This is a genomic window from Rheinheimera sp., from assembly GCF_036782235.1.
Classification (GTDB): Bacteria; Pseudomonadota; Gammaproteobacteria; order Enterobacterales; family Alteromonadaceae; genus Pararheinheimera.
In genome coordinates this window covers 189741-212001 of sequence record NZ_DAIPZL010000005.1, presented here as the reverse complement: position 1 = coordinate 212001, position 22261 = coordinate 189741, and the positions used below count along the sequence as shown (strand labels likewise).

The following is a 22261-nucleotide window of genomic DNA, read 5'->3' as shown; positions in this document are numbered from 1 at the left end:
CCGGCCAAAACAACGGCTCGCTAAACGGGGAGGAAAAGCGGAATTTCTGGTTTGAGCGAAAAGCGGTTGTTTTAAACAGAAACTCTCAAAAACAAACGTCGGCTTTGCCTCGTTGAGAGGATTCATATTTTTGTGAACCCAACGCATTGCCAAAGGCATCGAGTAAAACAAAGCCCCGGTGAAGGAGCTTTGTTCAAATTTTGATTGGCTACGGCATAATTTAATTATCAGGCTCTAATTGATTCAACAATCCTAAATCACAGTTTATGGCGTATGAGTCAGAATCCTGCGTTCGCTGGAATACCTTATTCTTCATCACATCCAGCCCTTCTTCCGCGTGAACAATATAAAAACGATATGCCTCATTATCAACGATTAGTAATTTCAAATACTTGTAATTTGAGATATAAAGTTTCGCTCGGACTGAACGACCATCTTTAACCTGTAACTGATTGATGCTACGGTAATTATTTAAGCAATTAAAAAACTTGCCTAGTTGTCCATTTGTTACGCCTTCTTCTGACTCGAGTGTATACGGCGTACTTTCGTTGATCTCGAGAAATGTCTGAAGTACCAACTCGTCCTTCCCGATAAGCATCGATAAAATAGCTCCTACGTACGCTAAAATTAAGCCCCCTAAAAGATAGGCAACTTTTTTGTTACTTATTAGCAGATTCGCCTCCATCATTACCACCAACTTTTGTAGTTAAAAGTGCCCAGCCTTACAGCATCACCGACACCAGCCTTAACAAAACTGCACAGGCCCCTAGGGTCAGGTCTTGCCTTTTGCCTAATCCTAACCCCTTTGGGATTAAAAGCTAAACCTTATTAATTAGCCTGCATCAAGCTCACTAAAAGGCAAAAAGCAAGACCTGACCCTACAGGTTCAATCCCAAAGCAAGCACTTTCCCCCCCCCTTTAAGCCGAGCCGATAAAAATTGAAAGTTTGAGGTTTTAAGACGCCAACTGTTTGAAGCGGCTGACGTTAGCAGCCGTTGAGTTTTGGCGGCGCCTCAAACTTTTGATTTTTAGCGGGCTTTCGAAGGCTTATCGGGGTCGTTTTTTGCGTCACTTTTTGTCGATACAAAAAGTGACTCGCCTGCGGGGGCGAGTCCCCGCTGAGCGCCATGCCGCAGGCATCAACACTAATGGCAGAGCATCAGCTGCCAGCTGAAAGTGCATTTTATGGCGGGTCGCCAACAGAAATGACAGGAAACCTGTAGCGGTTAAAACGAGATAAAGGCAAAAGCATACTGCTCAAATATGCCACCCCTACCCCAGCATCAAATACCCATTAGGTACCTTATCGGTTAAAAACTCCTGCAACTGCACATCATTCAGTGGCCTCGCAAAATAATAACCCTGGGCGTAGTCGCATCTGTGCTGGCGCAATAGCTGCAGCTGGGCGCGGTTTTCTACCCCTTCGGCCACAACTTTCAGCTCCAACTTTTGCACCATGGCAATGGTCGACACAATGATCTGATAATCTGCGTCGTTTTCCAGCATGCCAAACACAAAACTTTTATCAATTTTAATAATGTCGACCGGCATTTGTTTCAGATAACTTAACGACGAATAACCGGTGCCAAAGTCGTCAATGGCAAAATAAAAACCCTGGGCTTTGAGTGCACGCATGGCTGTAAGGGTGGCGTCGATATTTTTTACCAGAGTGCGCTCGGTCAGCTCCAGCTCAAAATGGGCGGCCGACAAGTTTAAATCTTCCAGCCACTGCGCCAAAAGCTCCGGCAGTTGTGGGTCTAAAAACTGCTCAGCCGATAAATTAATCGCAATACGGATATCCGGATAACCTTTATTAATCAGCTCTTTCGCCAGGAAAAAACTGCGTTTAAATACCCAATAGCCAAGCTCAATCATTTGGGGTGAGTTTTCTAAAATGCCAATAAATTCATCTGGTGTCACTATGCCACGCTCTGGATGTTGCCAGCGCAGCAAGGCTTCAAAACCGGCCAGCCGGCCTGTGGCCAGTTCAATTTGTGGTTGCAGGCTTAAACTGAATTGTTGCAGGCTGATAGCATCTTTAATTTCCCGCTCCAGCACCAGACGCTGCGCCAGGCGCTGATACATTTGCTGGTCGTACAACAGTGCATTATTACCGCCGCGCTCTTTGGCTTCATACATGGCCATATCGGCTTGTCGTATCAGCTCATCCGGCACGGCGTCCGGATCTTCGGTCATGCTGATGCCAATACTGGTGGAGATATAAAACAGCTGATTGCCCAGGCTGATGGGCTGTTTAAAAGCTTCAAAAATCCGGTCGGCCACCTGATAAGGGTAATTCAGCTCATTAGACTGAGTTAACACCAGCACAAACTCGTCGCCGCCAAAACGACAGGCAATATCGGCACTGCGGATACAGCCACGGAGCCGGCTGGCCGCCTCAACCAGCAGCTGATCACCGGCGGCGTGGCCTTTGCTGTCGTTAATTTTTTTAAAATCGTCTAAATCCAGAAACAATACCGACAAAGCACCTTGCTGTCGCTCCAGTGCCGCCAGACTTTTTTTCAGCTGAAACTGCAGCATATTGCGGTTGGGTAAGCCGGTCAGCAAATCAAACATCGCAATGTTTTCCAGCTCCTGGGTATTAAGCTCAATTTGCTGATGCAGATGCTCCAGCTCCACACTGAGCTGGTGCGCCGACTGGGTCAGCACGTCCACTTCATCCTGAAAAATCAGCGGGGCGTGGCTGCTTTGCTGGCGGAATTGGCGGAACTGACGCTGCGCCAGCAAAGGCAACTGCGCAGCCAGGTTTAACAAGCGTCTGCTTAAACGTAAGGTACTGATATAAATAATAATGGCCAGTAGAAAAAAGCTAAAACAGGCAAACCAGATGATCTGTTGCTGGTACTGCTGTTTGGCTTTGGCAAACTTGCTGATATCGTCCACCATCGCCAGATAAAAACCTTCATCCTGCGTCAGCAGCGGCAACAGGCTGATCAGGTACTGCTGCTGGTTCAGTTTTACGTCAATGCCGCGGTTGATGGCCTGTTGTAAACTCAGCACTTCCGACAACTGCGCAAACACAGGCCGCATCAGTTCAGGATTGGACAAAGACAATAATTTAAAATTAAGCAGTGGGCTTTGTTCAGCACTTTCAATCCGCACTATCGCCACTTCCGAACCAACGCCCTGTTTCAGCGACGCCAGCACATCCAGCAAAGTGGTAGAAATAGCCACCACAGCCAGTTCACCACTGGCATTTTGCACCGGCACCATCACCAGCTTAGTGCACTGCAAACGGCAAAAGATGGCCGACTGTGGCTGCTGTAACGCCAGTACCTGACGGGCCACTGTTAACACAGGTTTTGGAATTTCGGCCACTGAGGCATACAAGGGTTGTAACTGGGCATCCAGCAACCACATGCTTTCCACATTCAGATGTAAAGAAATGGCGTCATAATGTTCGGCCAACTCAGTGGCAAAAGCAGAAAAGTCGTTTTGCGCGCGCAGCTGCACCATATCGGTAAAAGACTCAATCCAGCTACGCAGTTGGTTTTCTAATAACAAATTCAGATGGTTAAACTGTTGTTGCCGCAGTTCCAGCTGCTTGTTCTGTTGCAGGCGAAAATCCTGCTCCATTTTCACCAGACTAAAACTGGTCAGCACCACCGTCATCAGCAATAAAGCGCCCAGCGTGAGGGTTAGAATTTTCCACGGCAGGCTTAAAAATGGCCGCATACTCAGAACCAATACATCAACTGCACAGCCCAGAGCTCGTGATGCCGCGAGCGGTTCACCACAATGTCAGGCACCACATTGGGCCCAAGCCGGCCTGTGCCGGTATTCCAGTGATACTCCATTTTCAGCCGTAAATTTGGCTGGATGTTGTGGCTCAGACCAAGTGCAGTATCACGCTGATAACCAAAATAAGCCGGGATCAAACCACCACTTTGCTGCGGCAATAAATACCCCCTTTTGTCATCTTTGTTGGCAAAAAAGTGGTCATGACTCAGATACAAAGTGCTGTTGGCTGACAGGTTATAACTGCCGAGTAAATATGCACCCCAGCCAAACTGGGTGCGTTCTGTGCCGGGCGCATAAAAACCATACACCGACACCCGTTCCTGAAATAGCTCGCTCGACAGCTCCCAATCCTGCTCGCTGTAACGCCAGTTGGCCATCACCCGTTGTACAGTAAAGTCGCCATCCGCAAAAACGTCGTTGGCAACCCGGCGGTAGTTAAAATCCGAATCCAGTAAACTGATACCCCACTGACTTTTGCTTTGAGCCGGTCGTAAAAACACACTGAACTGATGTACAAAATCCTGTTCGGTTTTACCGTTAATAAAGGTACTGATCACCCGCTGGCTCTGTTCTTTTGGAATAGGGGTAGCCCCCAGGCTCCAGTTCAGCTCCAGCTCGCCAAAACTCAGGTTATGGGTGGAAGTCACGGCAAGGCCGTCTGAGCCCACTGCAATATCGCGAAAGGCATCAAAATACACCGACTGCGGTAACACAATCAGCGGCCTGGTAATGGCCACATCGCGGGTGGCGGAATATAACCAATGATTGTTTTTATAACGGCCGGCGTATAAATCCAGTTGCCAGTCCATATCATTGACGGCAGTCCAGTTTAAAAACAGATAATCAATACGACCGCCCTGCTGGAACCTGTTGCCGCCATCCAGATACATCAGCTGGCCTGCCAACCGCACAGTGTTACTGAGCTGCCAGGTAGAATTCAGACCAAATTCGGTGAGTTCAGCACTGATGGCACCGTCGTTATTCAAAAAATTGCTGTCGGCCGAGCGCATCAGGCCCTGGGCCACAAAACCATGCCAGTGCCAGGTGTCGCTGGCAATAACCGGGCTCACCTGGCAAATGCTCAGGGCGAGAAGCAGCGCTCCTGCTGCGTTATGGCTTGATTTGAATAACTTTTGCATCTGTAGTCTCATGATCAAACGGCAAATAGCCTATAGCGCCTGGTGTCGTCTGAATAAGGCGCAACATGTCCGTGGCTGAACTAACTTCGGTGGGTGGCGTGCCAATGCCGGAAAAGGTGAGTTTTTGCCAATTCCGTTCCAGCTGGTAAGGAAACATTTTTAACTGGGTTTGACTGAACTGCTTATGCACAGCCGACTGCAATGGCAAGACAAAAACCTGAACCGGCAAACCGTCTGGCCAAATCACCTGACGTTTTAAATAAATACTGCGAAGCTGCGCCGCAGTCAGGCTCGGCACCGCAACAGTGGGATGCACCACCACCAGTGGCTGCGCAGCCGCACTTTCCACAGGTGTTGGAGCTGCATTGTCAGCCAACGGCAGTGCACTGAAAGATAATAAGAAAATGCCAAATGCAAACTTAATCACAGTGTCCTTCTGAAGAATTGGCAATTTTACCCTGATAAGAATTCGCAGCAGTGCAGTCTGCTGTCGCGTTCAACAACAAATCCGGTAAAGGTTGGTCTGGAATGTGGCAGAGTATAGATGAAGCCCATCAATCAAGCACATAAAAAAGGCCAATAATGTCATAAAAAGCAGCCATTTAGATTATGTTAGCAAGTTGTGATGAAAATTTTCAAGCCAAAGTGATCGTCTGTTTCCGGGAGTAGGACAAAAAACAACATATAAAGTATTAAAAGAGCAACAACAGACAATAGCCTGATGCGGCTATTGTGTCGCTGCAGCAGCAAACTGGCCGATCGGTCAGACCGGCCGTGACCGATAAAAACGTTTTTTCAGCTTGTTACTTATTTAACCTGAATATGAAATACAGTGACAGAACCACTGACTTCATTGGCAATCAATAACAGCGGCTGTTTGGTCGGGCTTTGCTGAGCTTCAACAAAGACTATAGATTCAGGGCCTAAGTCGCCGGCCTGCTGCACATTGCCGCTGACAACCGCCGGCTGCACATCATCATTAATGCTGTATTGTGCGTTTAAATCGCGGTTCAGCAGATAGTCGATAAACACCGGCTGATACGGGTTGCTGATATCGTAAATAAACAGACTGCTCATGCGCTCTGTGCCAATAAAAGCATAGGTTCTGTCCCCGACCCGACCTATCGCCAGCGCTTCCGGCTCAGGGCCTTTGTCGTCAGAGCGGTTATCACCTTCGACCGTCAGATGGTTGGAGTTAAATTTTTCTGCATGTAAAGCCGCACTGATCCGTTCAAAATCGTTGCCACTGTCAAACACCTGCATACCATTTTGGTCCCAGATACTAAAAGAGCGGGCACCAAAAGCATACAAAGCGTCAAACTTGCCCTCTTCATTTTTGCCTAAGGCAGTGCTGACATTCAGCCGGCCAAGACCGGTTGCACTATACATTTGTGCCTGGCTTAGTTGCAGACTGTCGGAGCGGGTTAATGACGCTACTCTGGCTTGTTCAGAATAACCGGGGTAATCCCGTGCATCCCCTTCATTGGCGCTGACAATAAAAGTGGCGCCATTCCAGCTGTAGCTGGCGATAGTGTCGGGCTGATACATGCCATAAAGTTTTGGCACTGTCACCAGATTGACACCATCTCTGTTACTGACATCCAGCGTGTTTTTGCTTTGGCTGTGATCTTTAAAACCAAGAGGTAACAGCTTTTCTACTGTGTTGTTGGTTAAATTCAGCACTGCCAGCGCGTTATTTTCCTGCAGCGCTACATAAGCTTTTTGCTGATCGGCACTGAAAGTGATGTATTCAGGCTCCAGATCCTGTGCAACAGTGGTGGCTGCCGGGCTTGCAAACTTCACCCCTTTGGCCGCCAGCTGCGCTTTTTGGCTGTTCAGCCCGGTAAACAGAATATGTTGTGCCTGTAAGGCCGGTTGCTGTTGAGACAAGGTGATCACCGACACTGAACCTTCAGGATCGGTCAGATAATCAGCGGCAGGTTCACCTTCATTGGCCACCAGCACTTTGCTGCCGTCTTTGGTAAAAGTTAGCATATCGGGCAAAGCGCCAACTTTGACGGCATAGCGCAATACAGGTGCGGCGCTGATATCAAAAAACAGCACAGCGCCTGGCGCAGTTTTGATTTTATTCTCCACTGCAACGGCCAGCCAGTTGCCCCAAATGGCAATAGAATTGGCAAAACCCAGCGCAAGGTTTTCATCCTGATCCAAACTGTTGCGTACTGTCACTGTAGCAGGCATCAAAAGTGGTGTACTGCTGAGGTTATTGGCAGTCAGCGGGTCACTGAGCGCAGCTGTTTTGAGCCCGGCGGCATCCAGCACTTCGACTTTATTGGCAGCGCCGTTGACGACAAAAATACGGGAAGATGCATGGTGAAACTGCACTATTTCGGCAGCGCCAGCGCCATAAGTGCCGGTACTAAAACGGGCAATGGCAGTGAGCGCGATACCATTTTGTGCATTTTGGCCGGCACTGCCGGCAGGTCCGGTGGCGCCAGCTGGCCCTGTTGCCCCTGCTGGCCCTGTGCTGCCATCTTTACCGTCCAGACTGCAGCCCGACAGCAGGCTTCCAAGCAATACCGCCAACACTACAGCACGCATTTTTCCGTTGTGTTTCATCACAATTCCTCAGTAACTTGATAAAAATAAAGCAGTTACCATAGAAGCCTGCGATGACAGCTACATGACATCTCAATGTCATTTTTATGTTGTAATAGCAATTTAACTGCTGCCTGAAAACAGCTTCGGAGCATTTGGGGTTTGGGCTTTAGCCGGATCAAGATGGAGCGCAACCTGGGTTCAGCACAGCAGCAGGTCACAGATAAAGGATTAATTTACAAGGGTTTAACATCAATCAAAATATACGCTGACCAAGAGTGCACAGGTCAAAAAAAAGCCAGCCCTGCCTTGTAAAAGTGTGGTTTAAAGCGACACTATAGAAAATCAAAACCGTACAGGAGAGGACAGCGTGAGTGCATTGGACTATGCCCGCCAGGTCGGTGATCTATTTGTATTGCCAGAGACCTGCCTTAAAATCAAAGACTTAATCGATAGCAATGTCAGTAGTCTGGATGAAATTGCTGAACTGATCGCCCTTGATCCCGCGCTGGCCTCACGCATCCTGAAACTTGCCAACAGTGCTTTATACAATTTTCCCAATCAGGTGGACTCGCTAAATAAAGCGCTGTTATTGCTGGGCGACACGCAGATTTATAATCTGGTGATGGCTTATGGCACCACTGAAGCTTTTAGCAAAACACCAACTCAGGTCATTGATTTAGAAAGATTCTGGGAGATGAGCATTCATTGTGCGCTCATTGCCAAACAACTGGGGAGCAGGCTGAATGTACGGCAAAGTGAACCGCTGTATTTATCGGGCTTATTGCATAATATCGGCGAGCTGGTGGTGGTTGCGGTAAAACCCGAAGTAGCAAGGATTTGTGCCCATTATCAGCGCGGAACCTTTCCCTGGATCCGCCAACAGGAGCTGTTGGGTTTTAGCTATAGCGACTGCAGTGTGGCCTTGCTCAAACTGTGGCAACTGCCGGAAAATCTGATTGAACCGTTAAATTATCTGAATACACCCCAGTTGAAAACCGGCAATCTGCCGGTACAGATCTTACATCTGGCGTCCAGATTGGCGTTATTAAATGCCGCCGCCGGCCAGTTTGAATTTGCTGATTTAATTGATTTGCCGCTGGCGCAGAGCCTAGGTTTAAGCCGCAAAGATTTGGATGAAGCTCGTGCTTTTGCCAGCCTCGAAGGGCTGTCGATTTTATCTTTGTTAAATCCCAAAGCCTCGATGATTTTGTAATGGCCTGATAGATAATACTGCTGGTTCTGTCGCAGCTGCCCAAAAAATAAAGCCCGGTAACGCCGGGCTTTATGGTCTGTAAAGCTTTAGCAGGTGCTGAAAGCTTTATTCAGGCTTGGTTGTTTTAATATCCATTTCAGCCAGTAAATTATCGGCTTTATCTACATATTGCATCAGCCACAGCACATAACGGATATCGACATGAATAGCGCGGGTAATGGCCGGGTTAAAATACCAGTCTTTGCTGATAGACTCGTAAGTAGAGTCAAAGTTAAGACCCACCAGTTCACCGTCGGCGTTCATCACTGCTGAGCCTGAGTTACCGCCTGTGGTATCAGCGCTCGACAGGAAATTCAGCGGCACTGAATTGATGGGCAGCGCCTGCGGTGCAGCACAAGTGACCATGGCACACCACCAGTGTTTGGCCGGTGGTGCCGCGAGGTCAGCGTAATAATACCCCTGATATGCTTCAGCTTTATAAGCATCTATCAGCTTTTGCGGCACTAAAAACGGCGCCTGGTTTTGCTGTTTTGCCAGCATGCCGGCCACAGTGGTAAAAGGTGTTTTATACACACCATCTGCTGCCGGATAACCGTCCACAGTGCCATAAGTGACCCGAAGTGTGCTGTTGGCATCCGGATACACAGGCCGGCCCTGTGCTTTGTTATAGGCAATAATGGCCTGCATATAAGCCGGACGCACTAAAGACAACTGCCCTGCCAGCTCTTTTTGCTGTTTTTCAAAGGCCATGCTGACATCAAACAAAGCCACTGCAGCTTTGATAAAAGGATCGTCACTGCTGGCAAAATCTGCCGGTGTTTTGCCAAGCCAGCTTAAACGCCCTTCGTTGCTGCTGAGGCTGCTTTGCTGATACCAGCTTTGCAGTTTTGCGGTTAAAGCAGCCATATCAGTGCCGGCTTCAAGCCCCAGCGCTTTATCCAGAGCTGCTACCCGAAGTTCGGCTGGTTGTGCCAGATATACCGCCAGTTGTTCTGTCCAAAGCGCCAGGTCCACTTCTTTGGCAAAACTTTTTTCCAGCCGTTTTAACCGGCCTTCAAACATTTTTAAATCGCGGTCCTGATAACCAATGTCCCGCTGTGCGTCCGGTTTTTGCTGCTCAACCGCCAGGCGATATAAATCACTGGCGGCTTTTAACAAATCACTGCGTTTGGCGTTATCAAAATAATAAGTTTGTTTGACAAAGTCCTGCTCGGCCTTCACCACAGCGGCCAGCTCAGTCAGCGCCTGCTGATAAGGCGCACGGCTGTCGTCCGCAGCAATCCAGGCCAGCAGCGCCTGTTGTTGCTGCTGTTTAATGCCATAAATATCAGTGGCTTTAAACCCGTCCAGCAAACCTTTGAGTTTTTTCATTCTGTTGTGATGGCTTTTTACCACTGAAGCGTATTTCACCTGGAAATCGGCATTAGCAGCGCCCATTTTTTCAATGGTGCCAATCATTTGCTGGTATGTGGCAATACTCTGCGGATACTGCCAGCTGGCGGCAAAAGCAATTTCTTCAGCCAGGCGGTACCTGCTGGTTTGGCCCGGGTAACCGGCCAGTAAAATACCATCACCGGCACGCACGCCAGCGGCATTAATGGTTAAATGACTTTTTGGCTGATAAGGCACGTTATCCACAGCATAAGGCGCAGGTTTACCATCTTTGCCCACATAACCGCGTAAAAAGGCAAAATCACCGGTATGGCGCGGGTACTCGTAGTTGTCGATATCCCCGCCAAAATTGCCGACAGACTCAGGCGGTGCATACACCAGGCGCACGTCCTGCAACATCAGCTGCTTGATCAGGAAATATTCCATACCATGGTGAAAACTCACCACATTACAGCGGTAGTTGGCATCACTTTCACATTCTTTAATCAGTGTTTTTCGATTATTTTCAATAGCTTCATAACGTTCCAGTGCGCCAAGCTCTTTGGCCAGTCCACCTGAAACCTTGGCTGTCACGTCCAGCACCTGCTCAGTGATATACAACCTTTCCTGTGGGCCGGCCGGCAGCTCTGCCGCAAGCTCTTTGGCAAGGAAACCATTGGCGATCAGATTGTTTTGTGCTGTTGAGTTATGCTGAATAGCGCCATAAGCACAATGATGGTTGGTGATCACCAGGCCTTTATCAGACACAAAAGAAGCAGAACAATAACCCAGACTGACAATGGCATTCATTGGATATTGTGACAAATCAGCCAGTTGGCTGGCTGGCAACCGGATCCCTTTGGCACTCAGTTGTGGTTGTAAATCAGTTAACTGATGAACCTGCCACTGGCCTTCATCGGCCATGGCACTGTGTGTGGTGAGGGCAACAAGCAGCGCGCTGCCAAGCAGAGAATATTTCATACATCCCTTCGTATTATATTGCTAATGATGTGATGGTGCAGAGTAACGATTTTGCGCGCCGACCGGCGGCAAGTTGCGGTCAAACTGCACTATAAAACGACCGTTACACAACCATTTAACGCCAGAGCAGAAACAACAAAGCCGGCGCACAGGGCTCCGGCTTTGTGTTCACCCTGTAACTCAGGCCAGTTTTTCCGCTGTTGCAGAGCCAGGGTTCTTTGTGGCCTGTTCCAGCTGATGCTGCGCCGTAGCTCGGCTGATTTGACGGTTCAACAGCGGTGTTAATACAAACATCAGCACAGCTGAGCCCACACCAATCCAGCCCAAGGTGGCAAAGACATCGGCATAAATGGCCAGTGCATCAGGCACCGAAGTGCCCTGTGGCATAGCAGCCAGGGTACCAAAACGACCGGCGATCATTTCACCAAAAGCTGAAGCCAGGAACCAGACGCCCATCATCAGACTCACCACCCTCGCCACCGACAAAGCGGTCACCGCAGATAAACCAATAGGTGATAACGCCATCTCACCAATTTCCAACACCAGGTACGCCAGAATAAACCACCAGAAACCGGCCAGACCGTTGTCCTGTGGATTCAGCGCTGCATATTGCAATACAAAATGGGCAAGGCCTGCAAACAATAAACCCAAAGCAAACTTGGCAGGGGCTGATGGGTTCCAGCCTTTACGATCCAGCACAGGCCAGAGCCAGGCAAATGGAATCGCCAGCAGGAAAATAAACAAAGCCCCCGCAGAAGTGAGCTGCGCAGCATTAGGTGTAAAGTCAAATAAGCCAAAATTAAAGGTGTGGCTATTCATCACCCGATCTGAATAGGCCAGCCAGGTACCGTAAGTTTGCTCGTATAAACCCCAGAACACAGCTGAAATGGCAATCAGCACCATCAGCACTATCATGTTGGCGCGTTCCAGCGCACTACATTCAACAAAAATAAACTTAAACCACCACACCAAAAGCGCGATGGTCAGCACTATAGCTACCACTTCAGTGGCTGTAATATGTGAACCTTCCGCAAGACCAAGCACTGCAGCCAGGGCACCAAAATCAAAACGGATTTGCAGAATTTGCTGCACCACCAATACACCGGCAATAGCCAGCAGATAAATCAGTTTTTCCCGCCCCAGGCCCCAGACTTTCTGGCTTAACAGTTCAGGTTGCTGCGGTTCGGCTTGGCCATGCAAATGTTTTTTCTGGGTGCCGAACACCACTAAACCCAACAATAAACCTATGCCGGCAGAGCCAAAACCATATTCCCAACCGTAGGCTTCACCTATCCAGCCAACAAATAAACTGGAGGCAAAAGCACCTAAGTTAATGCCCATGTAAAACAGCGTAAAAGCCGAATCACGGCGTGGATCTGTATCACTGTATAAACGGCCAACAATAGTAGAGATATTGGGTTTTAAAAAGCCCACGCCAACAGCCACCAGCGCCAGCGACAAATACATAATTTGTACTGCCACTGCGTCTTGTCCGGCTTCCACTGTGGCGGCGTGACCCCGATAAGCCATGCCCAGCATACCCACAGCCATCAAAGCACCGCCGAAGGTCACGGCTTTACGCATGCCCAGATATTTATCAGCCAATAAACCGCCCACCACCGGCAATGCATAAGCTAAACCGGCATAGGTGCCAAGCAGTAAATAACCGTCGCTGTCAGAGAATAAGTGGTGTTTAGTCAGGTATAAAAACAGCAGGGCTTTTAAACCGTAGAAAGCAAAACGCTCCCACATTTCGGTGAAAAAACATACATAAAGGCCAACCGGATGGCCAAACCACTGACGTTGGCTAGCCAGTGCTGGAGTTGAAATTGTCATATAAATCCTGGAATGTCGGTATTTTTTAGTTATAGAGTGCCGGGCTTGTTGCCATGCAGCTGTGCGCAAAACAAAGCTGGAGCCAAAGGCATAGCCGGATCATAGGTGCCGTACTATAACACGGAATCAACAAATGGAAACTTGATGGCAATTGGCAATACCAGCGCAAAGCTGAGCCATTCCTTTTTACCCTGAACTTTGCCTTTTATGGCTACGGATATCGCAATGCTAAAACTGACTACTGCAGTAATCAGTCTGAGCCTGGCAGCAATTTGTGTTTTGTTAATTTTCCTGGGCAGGAGGCTCTGGCTGCTCTGCTGCGCTTTGCAGACTGGCTTGTTGCTGTTGCCAGAGCGCCAGCTGTTCACGGTAATAATCCCAGACACAAGGGCAACAACTGCCACTGCCACAACATTCGTTACTTCCTGGAGGTTCTGGTTTTTCAATCAACTTCATCTTTATTCCGGCTTCTGGCATGCTGAAGGCCATTATTCTAAGACAAGAGGTGCCAGATGTCGTCTGCTTATTACCGACAAATATGGCAAACAGTGTTGGCAATTCCGCCGGGCAAAGTGGCAAGTTATGGTCAGATTGCCGATTTAGCCGGCTTACCGGGCCGGGCAAGACTGGTGGGCAAAGCGCTGGGTTTAAGCCCAGAGCCCCTGCCCTGGCACAGAGTGCTGCGCAGTAATTTAACTCTGGCTTTTGCTGCCGGCACTGCAGATGCGCAGTTACAGCGCAGTTTATTGCTGGAAGAAGGAGTGATGTTTCAGGGCCAACGTGTCTGTGCCCACTATCGCTGGCAACCTGAGCTGAGTGAGCTGCTGTTTACACTGCAGTATTAGGATTTACGCAATCTGCTTTTAAACCACAAAATAAAAAAACGATACCAATACAACAGGCGCAGCAGCATTATTTTTTATGCTGCTCCCCCTGCACATAATAACTGACCTGAGCCCTTGGGTTCAGATACTCGTATACCTGTGGTGGTAAAGCCGTTGGTTTTAATACCTTTTCAATACTGAGTTTGCCTTCTTCCAGCGCAATGACCGGCGCTTCCAGCCGTGGAATTTGTGGTTCATACACCATCACATTCGGATATAACAACTTATCGCTGTTAACCGACATCACCATGGCCACACGTTGGTCACTGAGCAACACTACTGTGCCAGGTGGATAAACCCCCATCATTTTGATCATCGTGGTCATCTGGGCAGTATCGAGTTTACCTTTCATCGCTTTAAATAAATAAGACATAGCATGGTGCGGCGAGCGGGCTTTACTGGGGTCCACCGGGTGGCACAAATTATCAAACTCATTGACCACAGCAACAATTTTTGCAAGTAAATCAATATCATGCTCTTTAAGGCCGGCCGGATAACCAGAACCGTCCAGAAACTCATGGTGTTGCATCACTATGGTCAGTGCATCTTCCGGAAAAGTCTGAGTCAGTTTTAACAGCTCCACGCCATACCGGGTGTGCAGTTTTAACAAATTGGCTTCTGGCGTGGTTAAAGGTTCGGTTTTACGCAGGATCTGGCTTGGAATTTTCAGTTTGCCAATGTCATGAAACAAAGCCCCAAGCCCAACCATTTTAATTTTTTCTTCGGTTAAACCAAGGTTTTTCGCCAGCATCATCGACAGCACTGACACGTTTAGTACGTGATAATACACACTCTCCTGCTCTTTACCGGCCTGAGAAATCAGGTGTAACACCAGTGCATCGGCGTTAATAATGGTATCAGCAATATTGCCCACCAGTTCTGAAGCTTCATCAATAGCCTGTAACGGGCGAGAGCCAATTTTGGCCATCACATTACGCACCTGCACCATCGATTGTTCAAAGGCTTTTTCAGTTTTTTGCAGTTGCCGGCGCTGCTCTTTTGCCTGCTCTATCCGGGCATTTTTTTCCCGCTCCAGCTCAGTTTTTAAAGTGGCAGCCTGCAAGCTCAGATCTGTGGTTTCAGGTTCGGGCTCGGCGGATAAATCAACACTGCTTTTATCGGGGAAAAAATACACAAAATCCAGATCCAGCCCCTGGATAATGGCTATCTGCTGATGATTTTCAATTTTAAATTTATTGGTGATAAAAGGATGTTTCATCCAGTTCACGGGTAGCTGAATAAAAAAACCAATTTTTAGCTGAGCTGGACTGATTTTTGCGACTGACACCCTGCACCTTTAGACCAAAAATGTGCCTTACGGCATTGACTTAGCGAATTGCTTTGTAGTTTAGCAATATCAGTTGCGAATGTCTGTGCCGATAGTAGCGGCTCTCCACTTTATCTGTCATAAAGCTGATGCAGTTCAATAAAATGATCAATGACAAAATCGGCACTGGCGGCAAAATGGCCATTGTGGGTATTGCGATATAAACAAGAAGGCATACCGGCATTTGCAGCGGTTTGTAAATCAAACAAATAATCCCCGACAAACAGCAATTCAGTACAGGGCATTTGCCATTGTGCGGCAATTTGCTGTAAACCGGCAGGATCAGGTTTCGCCGGACAATCATCGCGGGTCAGGATCACATCCACCTCAAGCCCGAGATTTTCCATACAAAGCAAAGTGGCCTTACGGGTATTGCGGGTTAAGATAGCGCTAGGTACAGACTGCTGTTTCAGCAACTGAAGCAATGCAGCAGCCCCCGGCATCCAACTGGCCCTGGCAGCAGCTGACAATTCAAAATCTTCGATGATGTGACGGGCTTTTTGCTGTTCAGCCTCAGCTAAAGTGGCTAAATGCTCCAGAATAGCGGTACCCACGGGCCAGCCCAGTAGCTGACACAACAAGGCGAAGTCCAGTTGTGAATCAACCAGAGTGCCATCTAAATCAAAAATAATACCGCGATGCTGGCCTAAATTTCTGCCAATGCTGAGCTGACTGATAACAACCTCGAAAATTTGATGTCTCAACAAGTACTGATTATTACAAATAATTGCCAAAAGTAACGTAACAAAACCAGGTCAAAATGGCACTACGACCAAAACGTTAGCTAACGAAATACGAGATCCTTGTATCGGTGTGCAGGCATTACGCAATGCCCGCACATCCAGATCAGAGTTTCAAACATCTGAAAAAAATAACCCCGGCATCATGCCGGGGCTTATCCAGACCACCATAACCACCAAGGTTAATTGCTGGCAAATACCGCAATATTCCCACCCTGAATGGCAACAACAGTATCTGTAGGTTTTACCATCGGTGCTTTTGCCAGATCGCTGATCTCAACAAATCCACGATGATAACGGCTTAATCTCTGATAATTTTTGATGTTACCGGTTTCATAAGCAAAAGCGGTAATATTTTTGCCATTACAGGTAATACGATTGGCAATAAAAGGACGTGTCATATTGCTTTCGCGCATATTCATCACAAAGCGTATAGGAACGTCCATGGCTGCACTCACACACAAACGGGTTGCCGGACTGTCATCAGCAGCCACATAAATTGCTGCCTGTGCAGCACTGGCGCCCAGCATACAAACCCCAAGCAAAACAGCTTTGAATACTCGCATAATGTTACTCCTGCCTCATTCCATTGTTTACCGCATTAACGCGGCTCCCGGGTACTGATGATGCACTGCCAGACCGGCACACCAGAACTCCGTTTAATAGTTGCATGGGATGACAAAAAGGTTGTTAGTTTGCCGATCTGCGATGTAACAACAGAGCAGGGATGAACGGCAGAGTTCCATTCAACCTACTGATTTTTAACGCACTTCACCAGGTTTATCACGGCCTGCTCCAACAATTTGTTACAAGCTGGCAGCACAACCAGCCCCAGATAAAAATTGCACTGTGTAAAAAGCAAGATATACTGTATTTATATACAGTATATCTTGGTGTGTGTTTATGTCTGTGTTGTCAAAACTAACAGCCACAGGAAAAGTCTGGCGACTGAGTGAAGTGCAGGCAACCACTGCTGTGGTCAGTACCGGCTTTTATGAATTAGATCAGGCGCTGGCCGGTGGCTGGCCACTGCATACCGTGATTGATATTCAAAGTCAGATTGGGATTGGGGAGCTGCGGTTATTACTGCCGCTGCTGCAACAACAGCAACAGGGCAAGCTGCTGGTTTTTATTGCTCCGCCGCTAAAGCTTTGCGCCCAAATGCTGCTGCAGGCCGGCCTGCAGTTGTCTCAGCTGCTGATTTTAACGCCACACAATGCCAAAGATGCCTTCTGGGCCGCCGAAGTCTGTTTAAAAAGTGGCTGTTGCAGTGCCGTATTACAATGGCAGGCCAACCTTTCGGTAGCCCAGCTGAAAAGGCTGCAACTTTGTGCTGAACAAGGCCAATCCTGTCATTTGCTTCTCAGACCACCACAATCACAACTTGCGCTGCCGGTGGCGCTCAGTATGCAACTGAGCCCCCACCCGCTTGGCATTGCCATTGAGATTTTAAAACGCAGAGGAGGTCATCACCGCGGCGCTATTGTGCTGGACTGGCAACAACATTACCCGCAGCTCTGTGTTGCTGCCAGTGTCACCAAAACAAGTTCAGTCCATCACACCAGAAGCGGCACAGCTGCACAGCCTCTGAGTCACACTGCCTGAGCAACCAGCAATGAATACACTTTGGTTATATCTGCGTTTTCCTTCATTGCAACTTGATTTGTTGTATCAGGAGCTCAGCGCACAACCCCACTGTGACAGCACCATAAAAACCGGAGCTGAACCTGCTATTTGCCTGATAGACAATCAAAAACTACAGGTCTGTCAGCTCAATAAGGCGGCGCAGCAGGCCGGTATTTGCCTGGGGCATAACATCAGCATGGCCTGTGCATTGGTGCCTGATGTACAGCTCATCCCTTATCAGCCTGAGCTGGAACACCATCAACTGCAACAGCTGGCCAGCCTGTTGTATCTGTATTGTGCCGATATAGCGCTGGATGCACCGGCAGCTTTATGGCTGAGAGTTGATCCTATGCTGCAGCTTTATGGTGGGCTGGCGCCTTTGTTGTTATTGCTGCGTCAACAATTACCCAGGGTGCATATTATGCTGGGCGCTGGCCACACAGCGGCTGCCGCCCGTTTATTGGCCTGTGACCGGCCTGTTACACTGCCGTTTTTTACGCCTGAAACAATGTCAAACTGCCAAAATGGGGCAAAAACACAGATAAAAACCACAGCAGCGCCATTGGCAAGCAAAGCAGACAACAGAACCCCGCCAACACAGCTGCAGCAACTGGCCACAAACTTACAACAGGCCAGCCCGGCAGATTGCAATCTGGCAGCCAGCCCACTGCCCGACGATGTGCTGCAGCAGCTCAGTGCTTTGGGTATAGTTCGGCTTTCGCAGTTACAGGCATTGCCTAAAGCTGAACTGAGCCGGCGTTTTGCAAAAACGCTGTGTCTTTATTTAGAGGAGCTTAGTGGCGAGCGCCCATCCGACCTGCAGTTTTATCAACCGCCTGAGCAGTTTTCGGCACAGTTAGAGCTGTTGTATCAGTGTGAGGTTGTCGCGCAGTTGCAAGGGCCGCTAACCTTATTGTTAAAAAAACTACAGGCGTATTTGCTGCAGCGGGCACAACATTGTTATCTGCTGGAGCTGCAGTTACAGCTGCAACAAGGAGAACCTTTACAGCTGTCGATCCAGTCAGCCCAGGGAGAATATCAGTACCAGCGCTGGCTGACTTTATGCCAGCTGCAGCTGGAGCAGCTGAAACTCAAAGCGCCTGTGGTTCAGCTGAAACTTGGTGCCAGGCAAACTTGTTTGCGCCCTGAGCAGGCACTGGCCTTGTTTGACCGTTCCACGACAGCCCTGACACCTGCTCAGCTGCAATCTTTGTTATTGGCTAAATTTGGCCCAAAGCTGCTGTTCCAGCTCAACACTGTACCAGCACACAGACCAGACAAAGCCAACCAGTGCCTGCCATTAAGCAGCGGCACTGTGCCACCACTAAAAACAAAAAACCGCCCTATCAGCGACACTTCGTATCAGAGTGCCTGCACTACAACTTTGGCAAGTGCCTGGACTACGGAGGAAGCAGCAGACAATACAACAACCCAGGGCACAGCAGCAAAGCATAAGGGAAAAACTCCAGCTGCCAAATTACAGCATGCGGAGGACCACAACTTTGACTTATTCAGACCTGCTTTTTTACTGACAACACCTGTACCACTCCAGGAGCCGATACAGTTACAACCCGGAGTCGAACGCCTGGTCAGCGGCTGGTGGGACGGCCAGCCAATAGAACGTGATTATCAGATTGGCCGCAATTGCAAAGGCCAATGGTGCTGGTTGTTTAAAGACAGAACGGGCTGGTATGTGCAGGGGTATTTTGCCTGATGACTTATGCAGAGCTGTTTTGCCAAAGCAATTTTTCTTTTTTAACCGGTGCTTCCAGCCCGGAGCAACTGGTTGATAACGCTCAACAACTTGGTTATCAGGCGCTTGCCATCACTGATGAATGTTCAGTGGCTGGTGTGGTTCGCGCTTACCGGCGTATTCGTGAGCAACAACTGCCGCTAAAGCTGATTGTGGGCTCTTTATTCAAATTGCCGCCCGACTTAGAACTGGTACTGCTGTGCCCTTGCCGTGCCGCTTATGCTGAGCTGTGCCGTATTATCAGCAATAGCCGCCGCCGCGCCAGCAAAGGCCAGTATCAGCTGAATATCTGGGATTTAAAAAGTTGCCGTTATTGCCTGGTGCTCTGGTTGCCACAAGGCGGCCCGGCAGACAGACGCTGGGCGCGCTGGTTGGTGCAGCATTTTAAGCAGCGGCTATATCTGGCTCAGCAAAGATTGTTAACTGCAACAGATGCCCAATATCAGCAGCATTGTCAGGCACTTACCCGGGAGTTTGGGCTGCGCAGCACTGCTGTAGGCGCAGTACTGATGCATCAGGCCAGCATGTTGCCGCTCCAGCATGTGCTGACCGCCATCCGCCTTGGCACCACAGTTGAACAAGCCGGTTTTGCATTAAGCCCAAATGCCGAACGTTGTTTAAGGCCAATCGCCAAGCTGCAGCGGCTGTTTGATGCAGCTTTACTTGAGCAAAGCTGTCACATCGCCGCTTTGTGCCACTTTAACCTTGGCAGCTTACAATACGAATACCCGGCTGAGCTGGTACCAAAAGGCAAAACTGCGATTGAACATCTGCAGCAACTGGTCAGCCAGGGCGCCGATGATCGTTTCCCGGGCGGCGTGCCTGCCGATATTCAGCAGATTATTGATAAAGAAATGGCGCTGATTGCTGAGCTGAATTACCCCTATTATTTTCTGACCATTGCCGATCTGGTGCACTTTGCCAAAAGCCAGCACATTTTGTATCAGGGCCGGGGCTCAGCCGCTAACTCAGTGGTCTGTTATTGCCTTGGCATTACAGCTGTGGATCCGCGAAAAATATCGGTGTTGTTTGAACGTTTTATTTCAAAAGAGCGGGCCGAACCCCCTGATATTGATGTGGATTTTGAGCATCAAAGGCGCGAAGAAGTGATTCAGTATATTTACCGCAAATATGGCCGGCAAAGAGCTGCTTTGGCCGCCACTGTGGTCAGTTATCGTTTTCGCAGCAGCCTGCGTGATGTTGGCAAAGCGCTGGGTTTTCACCCGTTGCAACTGGAGCAATGGCTGCAGCAGATCAACAGGCGTGACTCCAGCCAAAGCTGGTGGCAGCAACTGACCAACTATGGTTTTGACCCGGCCGAGCCCAAACACCAGCAGCTGATCAGCCTGATCAGCCAAATTCGTGGTTTTCCGAGGCATTTATCCCAGCATGTGGGTGGTTTTGTCATTTCAGCCGGACCTTTGTATGAGCTGGTCCCGGTGGAAAATGCCAGCATGAGCGAACGCACCGTGATCCAGTGGGATAAAGACGATTTGGAAACCCTGGGTTTGCTCAAAGTTGATATTCTGGCGCTTGGTATGCTGAGCGCACTGAAAAAATGCCTGCAACTGGTGAATAACAGTGCCGCTACAGCGCTGACGCTGGCCGATATCAGCAACAGCGGCGACGATCCGGCGGTGTATCAGATGATCCAGCAAGCCAATACAGTCGGGCTTTTTCAGATTGAATCCCGTGCCCAGATGAGCATGCTGCCCAGACTCAAACCGGCCTGTTTTTATGATCTGGTGATCCAAATCGCCATAGTGCGGCCAGGCCCTATTCAGGGTGATATGGTGCATCCGTTTTTACGCCGCCGTGCAGGCCTCGAACCTGTCAGTTATCCGTCTAAAGAGCTGGAGCAGGTGCTGGGCCGCACCATGGGCGTCCCCATTTTTCAGGAGCAGGTGATTAAACTGGCGATGGTGGCGGCAGGTTTTAGCGGCGGTGAAGCCGACCAACTGCGCCGTGCCATGGCCAGCTGGAAAAAAACCGGTGAACTGGAGCAATTCAGACCCAAACTGATTGCCGGCATGCTGGCCAGAGGCTACAGCCAGCAATATGCCGAACAGATTTTCCAGCAAATTTGTGGTTTTGGTGAATATGGTTTTCCCGAGTCACATTCAGCCAGTTTTGCGTTATTGGCTTATGCTTCCGCCTGGTTAAAACATTATTACCCGCTTGAGTTTTTTACAAGCCTACTCAATAGCTTACCTATGGGTTTTTACAGTGCCTCGCAGCTGGTGCAGGATGCCCGCAGGCAAGGAGTGACCATTCTGCCGGTGTGTATCCAGCATTCGGCCTGGCAACATCAGATAGAAACAACAGCAGATGGCCTGGCATTACGGCTTGGTTTGCAACTGGTGAAAGGCCTGTCTCAGGCCAGCACAACATTGCTGCTGACAAAACGCCCGGCAACTGGTTTTGCCTCACTGGCTGCACTGAGGCAATGTGGTGTCGCCAGAGCTGAACTGGAAAAACTGGCCAGTGCCGGCGCTTTACAACAGCTCAGTGGCCACCGTTATGCCAGCCGCTGGCAGCTCCAGGACAAACTGGAAGATTTGCCTTTGTTTGCTGTGGCCGAACAGCCTGCGCCCTGCCCTTTACCGGCGCCCAAAGCCATCAGCAACGTACTGGAAGACTATCGCCAGCTGGGACTCAGCCTGGCTGAACATCCACTGTCATTATTACGTCAGGCCGGCTTTTTAAAAAAAAGTCATCAGGCGATCAATTTGCCCAAACTTGCCAACCAACTGCCGGTGCAGGTAGCGGGTTTGGTCACCTGCCGGCAAAGCCCTGGCACAGCAGGTGGTGTAACCTTTATCACGCTGGAAGATGAAACAGGACTGGTGAATGTCGTGGTGTGGCGCACTATTGCACAACGTGATAAAACCGCTTTTTTAACCAGTCGAATTCTGAGTGTGGCCGGCCAGTTACAACGTAGTGGTGAAGTGATCCATATTATCGCCGGACAACTACAAAGTCTGGACCACTGTTTGCCTGAACTTGTAACTGCTGCCCGTAATTTTCATTAAAGGCAAGTTGCAGGCGGTAACGGCAAAAAATAACG

16 protein-coding genes are annotated in these 22261 nt (G+C 49.1%); 5 read left to right on the top strand and 11 right to left on the bottom strand.

All coding sequences use genetic code 11. The annotated features are described in order from the left end of the window. Positions 1 to 220: 220 nt before the first annotated feature. The 5 genes from V7P87_RS08380 to V7P87_RS08360 form a co-directional block, all read right to left on the bottom strand. Positions 221 to 685, bottom strand: a complete 465-nt coding sequence (locus tag V7P87_RS08380; RefSeq protein ID WP_333797037.1) for a hypothetical protein — start codon at positions 683 to 685, stop codon at positions 221 to 223. A 587-nt stretch (positions 686 to 1272) separates the two neighbouring features. Continuing rightward, the gene (locus tag V7P87_RS08375) at positions 1273 to 3696 is read right to left on the bottom strand and encodes a putative bifunctional diguanylate cyclase/phosphodiesterase (RefSeq protein WP_333797036.1); all 2424 of its coding nucleotides are present in this window, start codon (positions 3694 to 3696) and stop codon (positions 1273 to 1275) included. A gap of 2 nt (positions 3697 to 3698) precedes the next feature. Then, positions 3699 to 4901, bottom strand: coding sequence for a hypothetical protein (locus tag V7P87_RS08370; protein ID WP_333797035.1), 1203 nt, complete (start codon positions 4899 to 4901; stop codon positions 3699 to 3701). Continuing rightward, a complete protein-coding gene (locus V7P87_RS08365; protein ID WP_333797034.1) occupies positions 4873 to 5328 on the bottom strand; it encodes a hypothetical protein in 456 nt (151 codons plus the stop codon). The genes V7P87_RS08370 and V7P87_RS08365 overlap by 29 nt, the downstream gene beginning before the upstream one ends. Positions 5329 to 5708: 380 nt before the next feature. Continuing rightward, positions 5709 to 7481: a choice-of-anchor I family protein gene (locus V7P87_RS08360; protein WP_333797033.1), complete on the bottom strand. Its 1773-nt coding sequence runs from the start codon at positions 7479 to 7481 to the stop codon at positions 5709 to 5711. Positions 7482 to 7830: 349 nt separating this feature from the next. Between V7P87_RS08360 and V7P87_RS08355 the strand changes: the two genes are divergently transcribed. Continuing rightward, entirely contained in the window at positions 7831 to 8676 is an 846-nt protein-coding gene (locus V7P87_RS08355) for an HDOD domain-containing protein (RefSeq protein ID WP_333797032.1), read from the top strand. A 105-nt stretch (positions 8677 to 8781) separates the two neighbouring features. Here the strand turns inward: V7P87_RS08355 and V7P87_RS08350 are convergent, their stop codons facing one another. From V7P87_RS08350 to V7P87_RS08340, 3 genes are all read right to left on the bottom strand, one after another. Next, positions 8782 to 11028 carry a S46 family peptidase gene (locus V7P87_RS08350; RefSeq protein ID WP_333797031.1) on the bottom strand — a complete coding sequence of 749 codons (2247 nt, stop codon included), beginning with the start codon at positions 11026 to 11028 and terminating at the stop codon, positions 8782 to 8784. 180 nt (positions 11029 to 11208) lie between these two features. Then, positions 11209 to 12864: a peptide MFS transporter gene (locus tag V7P87_RS08345; protein ID WP_333797030.1), complete on the bottom strand. Its 1656-nt coding sequence runs from the start codon at positions 12862 to 12864 to the stop codon at positions 11209 to 11211. Positions 12865 to 13146: 282 nt separating this feature from the next. After that, a complete protein-coding gene (locus tag V7P87_RS08340; protein ID WP_333797029.1) occupies positions 13147 to 13320 on the bottom strand; it encodes an oxidoreductase-like domain-containing protein in 174 nt (57 codons plus the stop codon). 56 nt (positions 13321 to 13376) lie between these two features. Between V7P87_RS08340 and V7P87_RS08335 the strand changes: the two genes are divergently transcribed. Then, positions 13377 to 13709, top strand: a complete 333-nt coding sequence (locus V7P87_RS08335) for an MGMT family protein (RefSeq protein ID WP_333797028.1) — start codon at positions 13377 to 13379, stop codon at positions 13707 to 13709. Positions 13710 to 13776: 67 nt separating this feature from the next. Here the strand turns inward: V7P87_RS08335 and V7P87_RS08330 are convergent, their stop codons facing one another. The 3 genes from V7P87_RS08330 to V7P87_RS08320 all read right to left on the bottom strand — a co-directional run bounded on the left by V7P87_RS08330 (position 13777) and on the right by V7P87_RS08320 (position 16381). Then, a complete protein-coding gene (locus V7P87_RS08330) occupies positions 13777 to 15036 on the bottom strand; it encodes an HD-GYP domain-containing protein (RefSeq protein ID WP_333797027.1) in 1260 nt (419 codons plus the stop codon). 110 nt (positions 15037 to 15146) lie between these two features. Next, positions 15147 to 15779: an HAD family hydrolase gene (locus V7P87_RS08325; protein WP_333797026.1), complete on the bottom strand. Its 633-nt coding sequence runs from the start codon at positions 15777 to 15779 to the stop codon at positions 15147 to 15149. Between the two features lie 218 nt (positions 15780 to 15997). After that, positions 15998 to 16381: a DUF3718 domain-containing protein gene (locus tag V7P87_RS08320; protein ID WP_333797025.1), complete on the bottom strand. Its 384-nt coding sequence runs from the start codon at positions 16379 to 16381 to the stop codon at positions 15998 to 16000. A gap of 337 nt (positions 16382 to 16718) precedes the next feature. On the opposite strand from V7P87_RS08320, the gene imuA reads away from it, so the two are divergent. From imuA to V7P87_RS08305, 3 genes are read left to right on the top strand one after another with little or no spacing between them, the layout of a single operon-like run. Further along, a complete protein-coding gene (gene imuA, locus V7P87_RS08315; protein ID WP_333797024.1) occupies positions 16719 to 17420 on the top strand; it encodes a translesion DNA synthesis-associated protein ImuA in 702 nt (233 codons plus the stop codon). A gap of 10 nt (positions 17421 to 17430) precedes the next feature. Further along, positions 17431 to 19155 (top strand): Y-family DNA polymerase, encoded by a 1725-nt coding sequence (locus V7P87_RS08310; RefSeq protein ID WP_333797023.1) that lies wholly within the window; start codon positions 17431 to 17433, stop codon positions 19153 to 19155. After that, positions 19155 to 22226: an error-prone DNA polymerase gene (locus V7P87_RS08305; RefSeq protein WP_333797022.1), complete on the top strand. Its 3072-nt coding sequence runs from the start codon at positions 19155 to 19157 to the stop codon at positions 22224 to 22226. Before V7P87_RS08310 ends, V7P87_RS08305 begins: the two co-directional genes overlap by 1 nt. Positions 22227 to 22261 lie beyond the last annotated feature (35 nt).